Source organism: Paenibacillus sp. FSL R7-0297, from assembly GCF_038009025.1.
In the GTDB taxonomy this organism is placed as follows: domain Bacteria; phylum Bacillota; class Bacilli; order Paenibacillales; family Paenibacillaceae; genus Paenibacillus_AQ.
Map to the genome: position 1 here is coordinate 5,263,995 of NZ_JBBPAQ010000001.1, position 13,784 is coordinate 5,277,778.

12 protein-coding genes are annotated in these 13,784 nt (G+C 51.5%); 3 read left to right on the forward strand and 9 right to left on the reverse strand.

Annotation, left to right across the window (positions count from 1 at the left end; genetic code table 11):
• The first annotated feature begins 123 nt into the window (after positions 1-123).
• Positions 124-1,362: a beta-ketoacyl-ACP synthase II gene (gene fabF, locus MKZ24_RS23050; protein WP_340787028.1), complete on the forward strand. Its 1,239-nt coding sequence runs from the start codon at positions 124-126 to the stop codon at positions 1,360-1,362.
• 312 nt (positions 1,363-1,674) lie between these two features.
• On the opposite strand, the gene MKZ24_RS23055 is transcribed toward fabF, so the two are convergent.
• Positions 1,675-2,550, reverse strand: coding sequence for a LysR family transcriptional regulator (locus tag MKZ24_RS23055; RefSeq protein WP_052416341.1), 876 nt, complete (start codon positions 2,548-2,550; stop codon positions 1,675-1,677).
• A 163-nt stretch (positions 2,551-2,713) separates the two neighbouring features.
• On the opposite strand from MKZ24_RS23055, the gene MKZ24_RS23060 reads away from it, so the two are divergent.
• Complete coding sequence (locus MKZ24_RS23060; RefSeq protein ID WP_340787033.1) at positions 2,714-3,874, forward strand: MFS transporter; 1,161 nt, start codon at positions 2,714-2,716, stop codon at positions 3,872-3,874.
• 116 nt (positions 3,875-3,990) lie between these two features.
• Here the strand turns inward: MKZ24_RS23060 and MKZ24_RS23065 are convergent, their stop codons facing one another.
• The 3 genes from MKZ24_RS23065 to MKZ24_RS23075 form a co-directional block, all read right to left on the reverse strand.
• Complete coding sequence (locus MKZ24_RS23065; protein WP_445324171.1) at positions 3,991-5,424, reverse strand: glycoside hydrolase family 43 protein; 1,434 nt, start codon at positions 5,422-5,424, stop codon at positions 3,991-3,993.
• Between the two features lie 219 nt (positions 5,425-5,643).
• Positions 5,644-6,714, reverse strand: a complete 1,071-nt coding sequence (locus MKZ24_RS23070) for an ABC transporter ATP-binding protein (RefSeq protein WP_042235994.1) — start codon at positions 6,712-6,714, stop codon at positions 5,644-5,646.
• Between the two features lie 167 nt (positions 6,715-6,881).
• Positions 6,882-7,019 carry a hypothetical protein gene (locus MKZ24_RS23075; RefSeq protein WP_340787037.1) on the reverse strand — a complete coding sequence of 46 codons (138 nt, stop codon included), beginning with the start codon at positions 7,017-7,019 and terminating at the stop codon, positions 6,882-6,884.
• A gap of 459 nt (positions 7,020-7,478) precedes the next feature.
• On the opposite strand from MKZ24_RS23075, the gene fabV reads away from it, so the two are divergent.
• A complete protein-coding gene (fabV, locus tag MKZ24_RS23080; RefSeq protein ID WP_340787040.1) occupies positions 7,479-8,675 on the forward strand; it encodes an enoyl-ACP reductase FabV in 1,197 nt (398 codons plus the stop codon).
• A 149-nt stretch (positions 8,676-8,824) separates the two neighbouring features.
• Here the strand turns inward: fabV and MKZ24_RS23085 are convergent, their stop codons facing one another.
• From MKZ24_RS23085 to MKZ24_RS23105, 5 genes are read right to left on the reverse strand one after another with little or no spacing between them, the layout of a single operon-like run.
• On the reverse strand, positions 8,825-9,796 hold the full coding sequence (locus MKZ24_RS23085; protein ID WP_340787043.1) for a phosphotransferase family protein: 972 nt from the start codon (positions 9,794-9,796) through the stop codon (positions 8,825-8,827).
• Position 9,797: 1 nt separating this feature from the next.
• Positions 9,798-10,766 carry a sugar phosphate isomerase/epimerase family protein gene (locus MKZ24_RS23090; RefSeq protein ID WP_340787045.1) on the reverse strand — a complete coding sequence of 323 codons (969 nt, stop codon included), beginning with the start codon at positions 10,764-10,766 and terminating at the stop codon, positions 9,798-9,800.
• A gap of 39 nt (positions 10,767-10,805) precedes the next feature.
• Positions 10,806-11,876 carry a Gfo/Idh/MocA family protein gene (locus MKZ24_RS23095; protein WP_042235988.1) on the reverse strand — a complete coding sequence of 357 codons (1,071 nt, stop codon included), beginning with the start codon at positions 11,874-11,876 and terminating at the stop codon, positions 10,806-10,808.
• 48 nt (positions 11,877-11,924) lie between these two features.
• On the reverse strand, positions 11,925-13,022 hold the full coding sequence (locus tag MKZ24_RS23100) for a Gfo/Idh/MocA family protein (protein ID WP_340787048.1): 1,098 nt from the start codon (positions 13,020-13,022) through the stop codon (positions 11,925-11,927).
• A complete protein-coding gene (locus MKZ24_RS23105) occupies positions 13,015-13,782 on the reverse strand; it encodes a sugar phosphate isomerase/epimerase family protein (RefSeq protein ID WP_340787052.1) in 768 nt (255 codons plus the stop codon). Before MKZ24_RS23105 ends, MKZ24_RS23100 begins: the two co-directional genes overlap by 8 nt.
• Positions 13,783-13,784 lie beyond the last annotated feature (2 nt).

Genomic DNA, 13,784 nt, shown 5'->3' on the forward strand with positions numbered 1-13,784 from the left:
GCCTTCCGGTTGGTCTGCCTATTAGTGTGGTAGTAATTATACTAGTATAAACTACAACTTGTAATAGGATAAGTTAAATGGAAAAATAGATCTATAAAGAAGCTTGAACAGGAGGATTATCGTATGGAACGCGTAGTGATCACAGGGATGGGCGTAATTTCGCCGCTTGGCAATACCGTCGAACAGTTCTGGAGCCGCTTGGCTGCTGGTGAATCGGGGATCACTCCGATTACTACTTTTGATACTGCACATTTTAAGACCAGAATTGCCGGCTCTGTACAAGAGTTCGATCCTGACGCCAGATTCGGCCGCAAGGAAGCGCGGCGCATGGACCGGTTCAGCCAGTTCGCACTTGCCGCCGCCGAGGAGGCCTGGGCCCATTCCGGCCTGCAGCTGGACAGGATTGACCGCGAACGGCTCGGTGTCTATGTAGGCTCCGGAGTAGGCGGCATCCAGACCCTGATGGAGCAGGGTGATCTGCTGCGCTCGCGTGGCCCGGAGCGGGTAAGTCCAACCCTGATCCCGATGCTGATCTCCAATATGGCAGCAGCAATGATCAGCATTAAGCTTGGAGCCTTAGGGCCGACCCTCTCGCCGGTCACTGCCTGCTCGATTGGTAACACGGCCATCGGCGAGGCCTTCCGCCTGATCCGTTACGGCGGAGCCGATGTGATCATCGCCGGGGGTGCCGAAGCGGCGGTGACCGAAATTGCCCTGGCCAGCTTCGGCAATGCAACCGCCCTATCCACCCGCAATGAGGAGCCGCAGAAGGCCAGCCGGCCTTTTGACCAGAGCCGTGACGGCTTTGTTATCGGGGAAGGCGGCGCAATTGTGATTCTGGAGTCGCTCTCCCATGCCTTGCAGAGAAATGCTGTAATCTATGGCGAAGTAACCGGTTATGGTGCCAGCTCTGATGCTTATCACATGGTAGCCACTCATCCTGAAGGCATAGGTGCCTACCAGGCGATGAAGCTGGCGCTGAGAGAGGCCGGAATCACTCCGGCGGAGGTGGATGTAATTAGTGCCCACGCGACCAGTACGATCGTCGGAGACCGTTCTGAGACCATGGCAATCAAGAAGCTGTTCGGCGATGACGCCTACCGGATTCCGGTTACAGCGAACAAATCTATGACCGGACATGCACTCGGAGCCGCTGGCGGCCTGGAAGCGATCGCTCTGCTTAAAAGCATGCAGGAGGGCCTGATTCCGCCGACAATCAATCTGGAGCAGCCTGACGAATTGTGCGACCTGGATTATGTTCCTAACCATGCCCGTCAGGCGGATCTGAAGATCGGGATCTCCAATTCCTTTGGCTTCGGCGGACATAATGCGGTCATCGTACTGCGCAGGTATGAGGAGTAAGTCAAGGTAAGCTTACGGTATTCAGTGGTGTGGGAATAGAATGTTGCTACCTGAGCAGCGGATCTCCGGATGGAGACCCGCTGTTTGTCATACAAGTTACCGGTCACGCAGCGGGACTGGAACACAGGCGACAATATCTGACATTGGATTCGTTACTGGGAGAATGGAGTCTTTTAGGAAGCACTCTAGACCTAAATGTTGTACGTTCTGCAACTCTGACCGATTAGTAGCCGGGTGTTCGGCAGGATCAGAGAAATGTTGTATTATAGGATGATTTTATAAGAAGTTACCCTATCAAGATCTGCATATAAATCAATTGAAATACGCAATAGTTTTCTCAATAAATGCCTTGGCCGATTGAGTCAGAAACCGGTCTGACCGGTGAATGATCTCAAAGTGACGGTATGGCGGATCATCTGTAATTCGGATGCAGCGCAGTGTCGGTTCATTCATCGCTTGGATCAGAGGATACGGCAGCAGGGTTCCTCCGACATTGGCTTTTACCAGGCTAATAATGGAAGTGGCCGAACTGATCTCCATGATCGTATTTAAGCTGAAGCCATATTTACGGCAATAGTTATCCACCAGTTCTCGGCCTGTAAATCCTTCGGGGAACATCACCGTTTGGATATCACGCAGCTCCCGGATACCAATTGAACTTCGCTTCGCCCAATCATGATTCTCGGAAACGACGAGCACATATTCTTCACTGCACAAAGAAATGCGTATAAGCCGGTCATCAGGAGCAGACAAGACGTCGATGCCGATGTCTACTTCATTCTCCAGCACTTGATTCAAGACGAAGACCGAAGAGACAACCTTCAGCTGCACCTTCGGGAACCGGGTATGAAAATCTGCCAGCAAAGGAGTAATCCGGTAGTCCAGATCGGAAGGGAGAACCCCGATTACCAGTCGGCCCCGCTGATCATTGCGGAATTCAGCTAATGCATCCCTGGTATTCTGTAAATGACGGATCATCTGTACACAGTGCTCCAGAAACAGATTTCCTGCCTGTGTCATCACAATCCTTTTGCCGACCCGGTCGAATAAGGGAACGCCGAGTTCATCCTCCAGCGCACGTATTTGTTGACTCAGGGTAGGTTGGGATATGCCAAGCTTCTCAGCTGCCCGTGTGAAATGAAGCGCCTCGCACACCGCAATGAAGTTTTCCATCTGACGAATCTCCATATCAGCCACCTCCAATCATTGGTTTTAGTAATCATTTTAATAGAAACAATAGTATTGTTCAATCATTCTAATGATTCTATACTTAACCGTGCATCCCCCAATGCTCTGTCACGGGCTCATGCTCACGGGTGAAAGCCACAATACTACCATGAGGAGATTCAGAATGAAACTTTTTTACATCGTCTTGGCGCTTATCCTGGCTTCACTGAATTTACGGCCGCCTATAACATCCATTTCTCCTCTAATGAGCACCATACAAAATGATCTGGGTATAAGAGGGATTACCGCCAGTCTCTTAACCACACTTCCGGTATTGTGTATGGGCCTATTTGCTCCGTTCTCCGTTAGATTAAGCAGAAGGTGGGGAAATGAAGGGGCCATTGTTCTGGCTCTAATCCTCATCGGGCTGGGTACGGGATTACGCTGGTTTGTGGGTACTACTCCATTGATAATGTTCACTTCTTTTCTGTCGGGTGTAGGGATTGCATTGGCAGGACCGCTGTTGTCCAGCTTCATTAAACAGCATTTCCCTGACCGGGTGGCAGCCATGGTAGGGATCTACTCTTCAGCGATGGTGGCGGGGGCGAGCATTAGTGTGGGACTATCGGTTCCGCTTCAGCATCTGCTGGGGGGATCATGGAGGAGTTCACTGGCTGTATGGGCATTCCCCGCAGCCGTTGCATTGCCTGTCTGGTTGCGGTTAGCCTGGTCTGCGCACACAGACCGACAATCCGGTATAAATAAGAGTGTACTTCATGCACCTCTTCCGGTGAAAAACAGGCGTGCCTGGGTGCTGACCCTATTCTTCGGGCTGATGGCAGCGATCTTCTATTCCTTAACCGCCTGGCTCGCACCAGCCATCCAAAGCCAGGGGTACAGCCAGGAGACGGCCGGAAACATCCAAACCTTATTCACATTGATATCGCTGCCCGCTACGTTGTTCATTCCCATGCTTGTACACCGCTACCAAAGACGTGTATTCTGGCTTGTCGGGTGTGCGTTAATGGAGTTGACCGGTGTCCTGATGCTGAACCTATGCGTTAGCCCTTGGCTCGCAGCGGTCCCGCTCGGTATTGGTGCGGGCGGACTGTTCCCGATTGCATTAATGTTGCCCATTGATGAAACAAGCAACGCCCAGGAAGCCAGTAGCTGGTCTGCAATGACTCAATCCGGCGGTTATATTCTCGGAGCGCTTGGGCCGCTGGCCATGGGCTGGTACTACGATGCTACGGGCAGCTTCGTACAAGCATTCTATGGTTTGGCTGGCATCATCGTGCTTCAGATTATCGTTCAATTGGCAATTGGGAACAAAAAAGTTCTCTAGAATAAAAAACAGCGGCAGCCAGGGACTATAGTTCGTCCTTTGCTGTCGCTGTTTTTTATAACAGGTGATCCCTTTACTTTATATTTCTGCTTACAATAGCTTTGACCGGGATAAATTCACTTGTTCTGCGGGGATACATGGCTTCCCCAGACTGAGATGCCTTCCGCCGACAATGCCGTGAATGTCATTACGTTGCTGGCGGTTGCTTCATTCCATTCACGCAGGAACACGCCGCTATACTCCGTCCCGTCTATAGTCAGCTTTGCATTATGCTCATCACCCAGGCTCCATGTGCCTGTTACTGCACCGCTTATCGTCCCGTCTGTGTTCAGCTTAAGAAGCTGCGACTCTACAATCTCAGCGGAAATATCTTTGCCGTGATTGATATATTTGTACTCGCCGGCCACATCCTTACCGGAATACTTGCCGATCTTCTCCCCGCTGTAGCGGTGGGGCGCCACTACCGGCCAGCCCGCTTCGTTCAGGAACATCTGGTGCACCCGCACTTCATGCTGCTCGCCAAGATACGGGAACCGGGTATGAAATATTAGATAATACTGCCCGCTCTTCTCATCGTAATATGCCGAGTTATGTCCGGGAGAGACATACCCTGCACCGCTGGCTGAGAGTTCCTGATCTGTATTCAGGAACTCATAATTCCCCATCAGCTTCACCCCGTAAGGGGCATACGCCGGATCATCAAACAGAACACCAGGTGTCCCCTGCGCGTCAATCATAGCTTTGCCTTCAGAATCCTCAAACGGTCCATCCGGTTGCTTGGAGCGGGCAACACGGATATTATAGCCGCCATTCGCATCTAGCCCTCCGTAAGACAGGAACAAGTAGTAGTAATCCGTCTCCGGACTGTACAGCATATAAGGCCCTTCTATCCGGGCATGATTCGACCCCAGCAGCTTCTTCCCATACCCTTGGTCTGCCAGCGGAAATCCCGTAGCCGGGTCCAGTTCCAGAATGAAGATGCCTCCGGAATACGAGCCATAGACCATCCACAGCTTGCCTTCCTTATCAAAAAACACATCAGGGTCTACTACATTCGGCTTCTCTGTGGCATCATAGACCTCACCGTCATCCCCGATGCCGGCCATTCCCGACTTAAGAATAATTCCCTTATTCTTATAAGCACCATCGACCTTGTCAGCGACTGCGATGCCAAGTGCCGACAACGGTGAATCTCCCCGGCAGGCATCGTAATACATATAGAATTTCCCGTCCGCCAGCTGAATGACATCAGGCGCCCACAGGGTGTCCGATTGTGCCCAGTTGAGAGTCTCACTGAGTTCCTCCGTTACATTGGGGATAAGCACGTTGCCATCCGTTACCCCGGAGGAAACCTGAGTCCACGACATCAGATCTTTAGATTTGGCCGATGCCAAATGCGAACCAAACACATAATAAGCATCGTCAGCCTTGATCACGGATGGATCGTGTACCGATACATTCTCAAACTCAGGTGTGCTTACAGCATTCCCGCCGCTGCAGGCAGACAGCAAAGCTAAGGATATCAAAGCGGTTAGCGTTCTTGTTATCAAGTTATACCCCCCCTTATGTATACCCTTACATTTTGCTGCGCACAGACCAAATAGTCAAGATTTTTATTTATACTTATTAATATTGTTTTAGATTTATTTAAACTATAAAGTCTGGAAAACCCGTCATGCATGTTCTAGGTGTGGTCCTGAAAGGCAAAAAAGCGCCAAGCCGCAATCGGCCTGACGCTAATCTTAATAGTATGTGCTATAGCCCTGTTCTTAATACTCGCTGCTGTTCTGCACTAAAACCGGCTCCGGATAGGTGTTGCTCAAAACGCGGCGCTGCTTCTTCACGACAGCCGGCGGTTCTACCGCGGGTGCCATCGGATGCATCAGCCAGGACTTCACAAGATGAGTATCGGAAACCTTGTACATTGGCGGTTCTTTCTCCATGTCAATCGCCATAGCATATGTGCTCCGCAGTGCGAAGGCATCACCCTTAGGCGGCTTAATCAGATCTGGAGGTGTGCCCGGAATCGCTGTCAGCAGAGATCCCTTGCTCTCAAGACTTGGCATGGAAGCCAGCAAGCCCCAAGTATACGGGTGTCTCGGGTCATAGAAGATCTCTTCCGCTGTACCCATTTCCACAATTTGTCCGGCATACATAACTGCTACGCGGTCAGCCATTCTCGCCACAACCCCAAGGTCATGGGTGATGAAAATGATCGCTGTATCAATCTTCTTCTGCAGGTCCTTCATCAGATCCAGAATCTGGGCCTGAATGGTTACATCGAGCGCGGTTGTCGGCTCATCGGCAATCAGAAGCTTAGGGTTAGCGGCAAGAGCCATAGCGATTACGACACGTTGACGCATCCCGCCGCTGAACTCATGCGGGTACTGCTGGAAACGGCGTTCAGGAGAAGGAATTCCCACCAGATTAAGCAGCTCAATGCCGCGTTTGTAGGCAGCATCCTTAGAAATTTTCTCATGCTTGAACAAAACTTCGGTAATCTGTCTGCCGACCTTCATCATCGGATTCAGCGAGGTCATCGGATCCTGGAAGATCATTCCGATTTCCTTGCCGCGGATTTTTTGCATTTGCTTCTCATTCTTGCCGATCAGATCTTGTCCATCGAACAGAATCTGTCCACGCTTATATTCGCCCGCAGGCTGAGGAACCAGCTTCATGACTGCTTGTGAGGTTACGCTCTTACCGGAACCGGATTCACCTACAATCGCCAGAGTCTCCCCTTTATTTACATGAAAGCTGACACCACGGATTGCTTGGACTTCTCCTCCGCGTGTTCTGAATGATATAGCTAGGTCTTTTACCTCTAAAAGGCGCTCCATCCTGTCACCCTCTCTGCTTCTTTTCAAATTATGATAATAATTCTCAGTAGTCAAAAAACACGCAATAATATTATTTTATCTATCACTAGGGGGTCACGTCAAGATTTTTCTGAAAACGTCACCGTAACAAATCATCATTCTCAGGTGCGGTTATGTCTTGTCCCGTACTACATCAAGCCCCATACAAGCAGTGGTGTCAGGATCAGCATGAGCAGCACCGACCACCCTATGTTAGCTTCGCTGACAATATTCTCATACTGCAGGCGGTTAAAAGCATTTATAGCGTGCGGCAATGCTACGAGCACGGCTGTCACTACACCCGGGGGATACAGCCTAGAACAATACTTGTGCCAAATGTGTGAAGGTTACCCCCACTATCAGAATATACACGAAGAGCACATCCATAGCAAAATTCCTGGTGGCATGCCATCATAGGCGCCAGGCGCTTCCGCAATGACGGAGAGGGCGACGCTGATATAGCTGGACGATTGTTTGTTCCCCCATGCCTCAACCTCAAGCAAATTGCCACTGGCCCCTTCCAGTTGGCCGTCGTCCCTGTCTTACTTGCGGGAATAACATTCAATGAAGTAAATTAGATCAATATAGCAATCATACAGCTTGATCTGGCAGCTCAGATGTTTCTTCACTTCATTATAACGATCCCCTGAGAGGTTCACCATGAGAAAATACTCACTCTGAATCAGGCAGATCCTCTCCATTCTACAATCCCTGCAACCATCGATGAAAGCGAGGTAAATATTATAATGATCATAAAACCCAGAACGCGCGGTTTCATCTGTACGACTGCCCACCCCGCAGGCTGTGCACATCAGGTACAGCAGCAAGTGAACTATGTACAAAATCAGGGTAGATTTACCGGCCCCCGCAATGTACTCGTTATCGGGGCTTCAACCGGGTATGGACTTGCAGTCAGGATTGCAGCAGCCTTCGGTGCAGGAGCAGCAACTGTAGGTGTATACAGACCCAGCACAGCCAGCGAGACGCGGACGGCCTCCGCAGGCTGGTATAATTCCGCAGCTTTTGAGGAAATGGCCTATACGGCCGGCCTGCGCTCCTACAGCGTATGCGGTGACGCTTTTACCGCAGAAACGAAAGAACGGACCATAGAGTTGATCCGCAGTGAGCTCGGACAGGTTGATCTTGTCATCTACAGCGTAGCCTCGGCACGCAGAACAGACCCGCAGACCGGAGCAGTACATCATTCTGTATTGAAGCCGATCGGCAGCACCTATATCAATACAACGGTCAATTTCCATACCGGAGAACTAAGCACTGTACAGATTGAACCTGCCACCGAAGCTGAAATCGATGACACGGTTCATGTGATGGGCGGAGAAGACTGGCAGCTCTGGATTGAAGCGCTTCGGAATTCCGGTGCTCTGGCGGCAGATGCGGTCACTCTCGCCTTCTCCTATATAGGTTCGGAGCTTACACAGGCCGTCTACCGCGACGGCACCATCGGCCGGGCTAAGGATCATCTGGAAGCCACAGCCTTAGAACTGAATGCCCAATTATCACCAGGCGGAGGCCGCGCTTATATAGCAGTCAGCAAGGGCCTGGTCACCCAGTCCAGCTCGGCGATCCCTGTAGTTCCGCTCTACATCTCCGTTCTCTACAAGGTTATGAAAGAACAGGGACTGCATGAAGGCTGCATCGAACAAGCATACCGGCTGTATACCGGTTTCCTGTACAACCCGGAAGGGACTCCGGTAGACGGACAAGGGCGCATCCGGATTGATGATCATGAGATGAGCCCCGCAGTGCAGACAGAAGTGGACCGCATCTGGCCCAAGCTAAGCACGGAGAATGTCTATGAATGTACCGACCTGCAAGGCTACAGACGCGAATTCTTCCAGCTGTTCGGATTTGAGGCCGAAGGCGTCGATTATGAAGCCGATATTGATCCTGTCGTACCTGTCCGTAACAGGTACTGCGGCTAACCGGAGTATCTCCGGAAATACAAATGCAGGAGGCCGGATTCTCATAAGAGAACCGGCCTCCTGTGTGTATTAACGTCACCGCTTCCTGTGCACGCTTTCGCACCAGACACGTTTATGCAAGAAACCGTTGTATTCTTTAGGACTTAAGCTTATTCTGCAGCCGAGAACAGCTTCCAGGTCTCCGCCAGATTATCACGCGTCCAGTTCACATGATTCTCATCCTTATATTGGCGCGAATAACACTCAATAACCATAATAAGATCCAGATACAGGTCGTACAGCCGCTTCCGCAGCACTTCATTCGGACTGTTGAGTGCTGTCCCATAACCCTCAAAAAACGCTTCCGAGTTCTCGAAATGCCGGAAATAATACTCCTGAAGCACATCACCCCAAAGCGCCCGCTCCCAGTCAATAATGGATACGATCATGCCATCCTGCACAAAAATGTTGCCGTTCCATAAATCCCAGTGAACAAGACGCGGCTGTGTCACCTCATCCAGCGCAGGCAGATAACGCTCCAGCGCCTGCTCAATCTCAGCTTCAGATACAGGTAACACTGCATTCAGTCTCCGGGCATCCTGGAGAACATTCCCCATCATCGTTCTGAAGGTCTCCCGCCAGGATGCTCCGGCACTAGCAGCACCCCCGCTGAACAGACCGAAGGCCGACCCTTTGATTTCATTGATCAGCCGCTGATACCGTCCGAGCTCGTACTCAATAGAAGCTCTTTGCTCAGCGGACAGGCTCTCCTTCACATCACTGTAAGGTTCGCCTGCTACTTTCTCCATGAAGAAATAGGGGCATGGAATCAGCTGCAGGCTCTCATCATAACTGTAGACTTCAGGCACAGGAATTCCGCCTGCAGCACGGACCAGGCGGAGAGCTTCCACCTCAGCACGCATAATATCCTTCTCATAGCTGAGCACCGCTGTCTCCGGCCCTGGAGCAACCTTAAGGATGACCGACCGTCCATCGCTTAGCTCCAGATCATATCCTGTATTAAAGAAACCTCCGGTCAGCTCTTTGCTGCCGACAACTGCTGAATCTGCACCGAAGGCGCTTGCTGCCAAAAGACTCAGCTGCTGGTCATTCAGCTTGACCTTGGTGAAGCTCTCCACCACGTTAAACCCACCACATCTCGGAAAGAGGCTCTTCAATGAGTACCTGGCGGAGATTGTCTACAGCCTTGGAGAACCCTTCCTCAATGGACATCAGGCCGTCTTCGTGTTCAATGCTGACCACATAGTCGTATCCTACAAGGCGGAGCGCGCTCATCATGTCCGCCCACACCTTGACATCATGTCCGTAGCCTACGGAACGGAACTGCCACGCGCGGTCAAGCATATTCGTATAGGACTGCATATCGGTCAGACCATGCTTGTTGACATTAACCGGATCGATCACTGTATCCTTCGCATGGAAGTGATGAATTGCACCTTCACGGCCCAGAATATGAATCGCCTGCACCGGATCAATCCCCTGCCACCACATATGGCTCGGGTCCAGGTTCGCGCCAATGGCTTCCCCTGCAGCTTCTCTTAGTCTCAGCAGCGTAGCTGGCGTATGCACCGAGAATCCTCCGTGCAGTTCAAGGCCAATCTTCACATCATGCTCAGTTGCAAAAGCAGCCTGCTCCGTCCAATAAGGGATCACTTTGTTCTCCCACTGCCAGGTCAGAATCTCCTGGTAATCATTCGGCCATGGCGCAACCGGCCAGTTCGGATATTTCGCGCCTTCATGATCGCCGGGACAGCCGGAGAAGGTATTCACAACCTTAACACCCAGCTTCTGTGCCAGCTTAACCGTGTTTACGAAATCCTCATGGTCCTTGGCTGCCAGCTCCTTCTGCGGATGCAGCGGATTGCCGTGGCAGCTAAGCGCACTGATCATCAGACCGCGGGATTCTACTGCATGCTTGAATTCCTTAAGCGCTGCTTCATTCTCAAGCAGCAGCTTCGGATCGCAATGGCTGTTACCGGGGTAACCTCCGGTGCCGATCTCAACGGCCTTCAGACCTTTGGATGCCACATAATCCAGTGCTTCCTCCAGCTTGCGGCCGCCGAACAATACCATAAATACTCCAAGTTTCATTGATGTTGCCACCTCTCCCTGATCTCTTCTCGTATCTTGTTATGCTCCGTATATATCGAAATTCTTAATGGTCTCATTCTTCTCTGCCGCTTCAAAGATGGCTTCAATCAGAACAAGCACACGCAGCACCTCAGCGTTCTTGACAATCGGTTCTGCTGTTCCTTCGATTACTGCAGCCAGATTGTCATAGAAGCTGGAGGACAGCTCAGACGCCGCCGGCAGGTCTTCGGTAATTGTCGAGCCTTCTGAAGGCGGAGCCATCGTCTTGGTCAAGCCAACACCTGCACGGATCGGTGTCGGTTCTATTTTCTCAGATGCGTGGTTACGGGTGATCATTCTTCCTCTCAGAGACCAGTCCTCAATAATAGCTGTCCCCTCAAGCCCCTTCACATACCATCTTGGCAGCGTGATGAAGTTGGTGGTTCCAACCTCAACGATAGCCTTGATCCCGTTCTCAAACTGCAGGCTGGCCTCGAAACCGTCATCTACATCATTGCCGAGAATAAAGCTCAGACTGCTGCTGACGCTTGTGACTTTGCTGTCAATCATGAACAGCAGCTGATCCAGCAGATGAACGCCCCAGTCCAGCAGCATCCCTCCGCCCTGCGCCTTCACATGACGCCAGTCGCCGGGAATTCCGTTAGCACCATGCACCCGGGACTCAAGCTGGAAGAGTGATCCAATCGTCTCCTTCTCATACATCTCCTTGATTACGCGGAAATCCTCATCCCAGCGTCTGTTCTGGTGTACCATCAGCACACGTCCGGCCGCATCTGCCGCTGCCTGCATCTCGGTAAATTCGGCCGAAGACATGGCCACCGGCTTCTCACAGACCACATGCTTACCCGCCTGAAATGCACGAACAGCAATGTCCTTGTGGACATCATTCGGTGTAGCGATCAGAATAATGTCCACCTCCGGATCTGCCAGTACTTCCTCATAGCTGGAATAAGCGGTGTAACCTGCTTCGGCAGCCAGAGCGCGCCGGTCTTCCAGCAGATCGAAGGCTCCGCTCACTATCACGCGGTCACTTTCTTTGATTAATTGCGTGTGATAGCTTCCCATTCCGCCGTAACCAACGATAACTACAGTATGTTTGATTGAACTCATGGATTCCACTCCTGTTTTCTCTAATAGTCGCGTGAACCGGAGGTGCTCTTAGTTGTCAGAACTTCCGTCAAAATAAACGGCACGTCCGGTACGTGCTGATTCATACACTGCTTCAAGGATCTGGGTAACAACAAAAGCCTGCTCCGGCAATACAACCGGATCTTTATCTTCCCTTACCGCTTCCAGCCACAGACGCGCTTCACGGTCAGCTTCAGTCTCAGCAGCACCGGAGTAGAACGCTACTCCGCCTGATCCAAGATCAACCTTGGTTTCGTACAGGCGTCCGGCACGTTCGCCGTTCAGACGCAGGCCGTCCTTCATGTCTGCTCCGCCCTCCGTGCCGGCGAGCATTGTCTTGGCTTCACCAAATTCTGACACATTCAGCGCCCAGCTGGCTTCAAGCACAATTGTAGCACCGTTCTCCATTGTAATGAAGCCAAATGCGGAATCTTCAACCTTGAATTGTTCCGGATCCCATGGACCGAAGGCATTCGCCGCATTCTTCTTCTGGCCCAGCTTATGGAAGGTGGAGCCTACAACCATACGCGGTTTGTAGTTATCCATCAGCCAGAGCGTCAGATCCAGTGCATGTGTACCGATATCGATCAGCGGTCCGCCGCCCTGCTTCTCTTCATCCAGGAATACGCCCCAAGTCGGCACGGCACGGCGGCGAAGCGCAATAGCCTTACCGTAATAGATATCGCCGAGTTCTCCGCTCTCGCACAGCCCCTTCAGATAATCGCTGTCTGCGCGGAAACGGTTCTGATAGGCAATGGACAATTTCTTCCCTGTACGCTTGGCGGCATCCAGCATCTCCTTCGCCTGCGCAGTGGTCTTTGCCATCGGCTTCTCGCACAGCACGTGATTGCCGGCTTCGAGGGCGGCCACAGTGATCTCGGAGTGGCTGTCGTTTGGTGTGCATACATGCACGATGTCGAATCCGCCAGCGGCCAGCATCTCACGGAAATCGGTGAATACAGCAGCGCCTTCAGCGCCATAAGTCTTGGCAGCCTCTTGGGCACGTTCTTCTACGATGTCACAGAATGCCACCATTTCGGCATCCGCCTGACGGGAAAGACTTGGCATATGTTTGCCGTTTGCGATACCACCGCAACCGATAATAGCAATTTTGAGTTTGTTAGACATGAATATTTCCTCCTTGATTACCATATGATTTGATCCAATTCAAACTGTCAGCTACACTGGCAAGCGGTGAACGGCTGCAATAATCCTGTTCAACCACTGCCCATTCCACACCAGCCGCAGCAGCCGCTTCAATGATAGCAGCCAGATTGACTTCGCCTTCACCCAGTACAACAGTCTCCGGAGATCCGTCTTCGCGTTTCTTCAGGTCCTTGAGGTGGATGATCGGCAGCCGTCCTGCGTATTTATTGATGTATTCTACCGGATCATATCCGCCAAAATACACCCAGCATGTATCCATTTCCACTTGAAGCTGTTCAGCAGGCACCTGTTCGAACAGATAGTCAAAAGCAGTAAGGCCGCCCACCTTCTCAGTAAATTCAAAATCATGATTATGATAAGAAAGAACCGCCCCGCCTGCCCGGCATTTGTCGCCGATCAGATGCAGGTTCTTAGCCACTTCAGGCCAATTGCGCTGTTCTTCCGTCAGAAAAGGCACGATCAGATTACGGTTGCCAATCTCCAGATTGAAGCTGATTTCCTGTTCCGTATTGTTCAGCATAACATCATACGGGCGATGTGCTCCGAGAGCAGCGAGTCCTGTTTCCTCAAGCAGTGCCTTCACCTGCCCGGCCGTCCGGCCGAAATAGTGGAAGAATTCCACACCGCTATAGCCCAGTTCGGCAACCTTGCGTATTGTCCCTTCGAAATCCTGTTCCAGTTCGTCTCTCAGCGTATACAGCTGAAGTCCTACCTTCAACATTA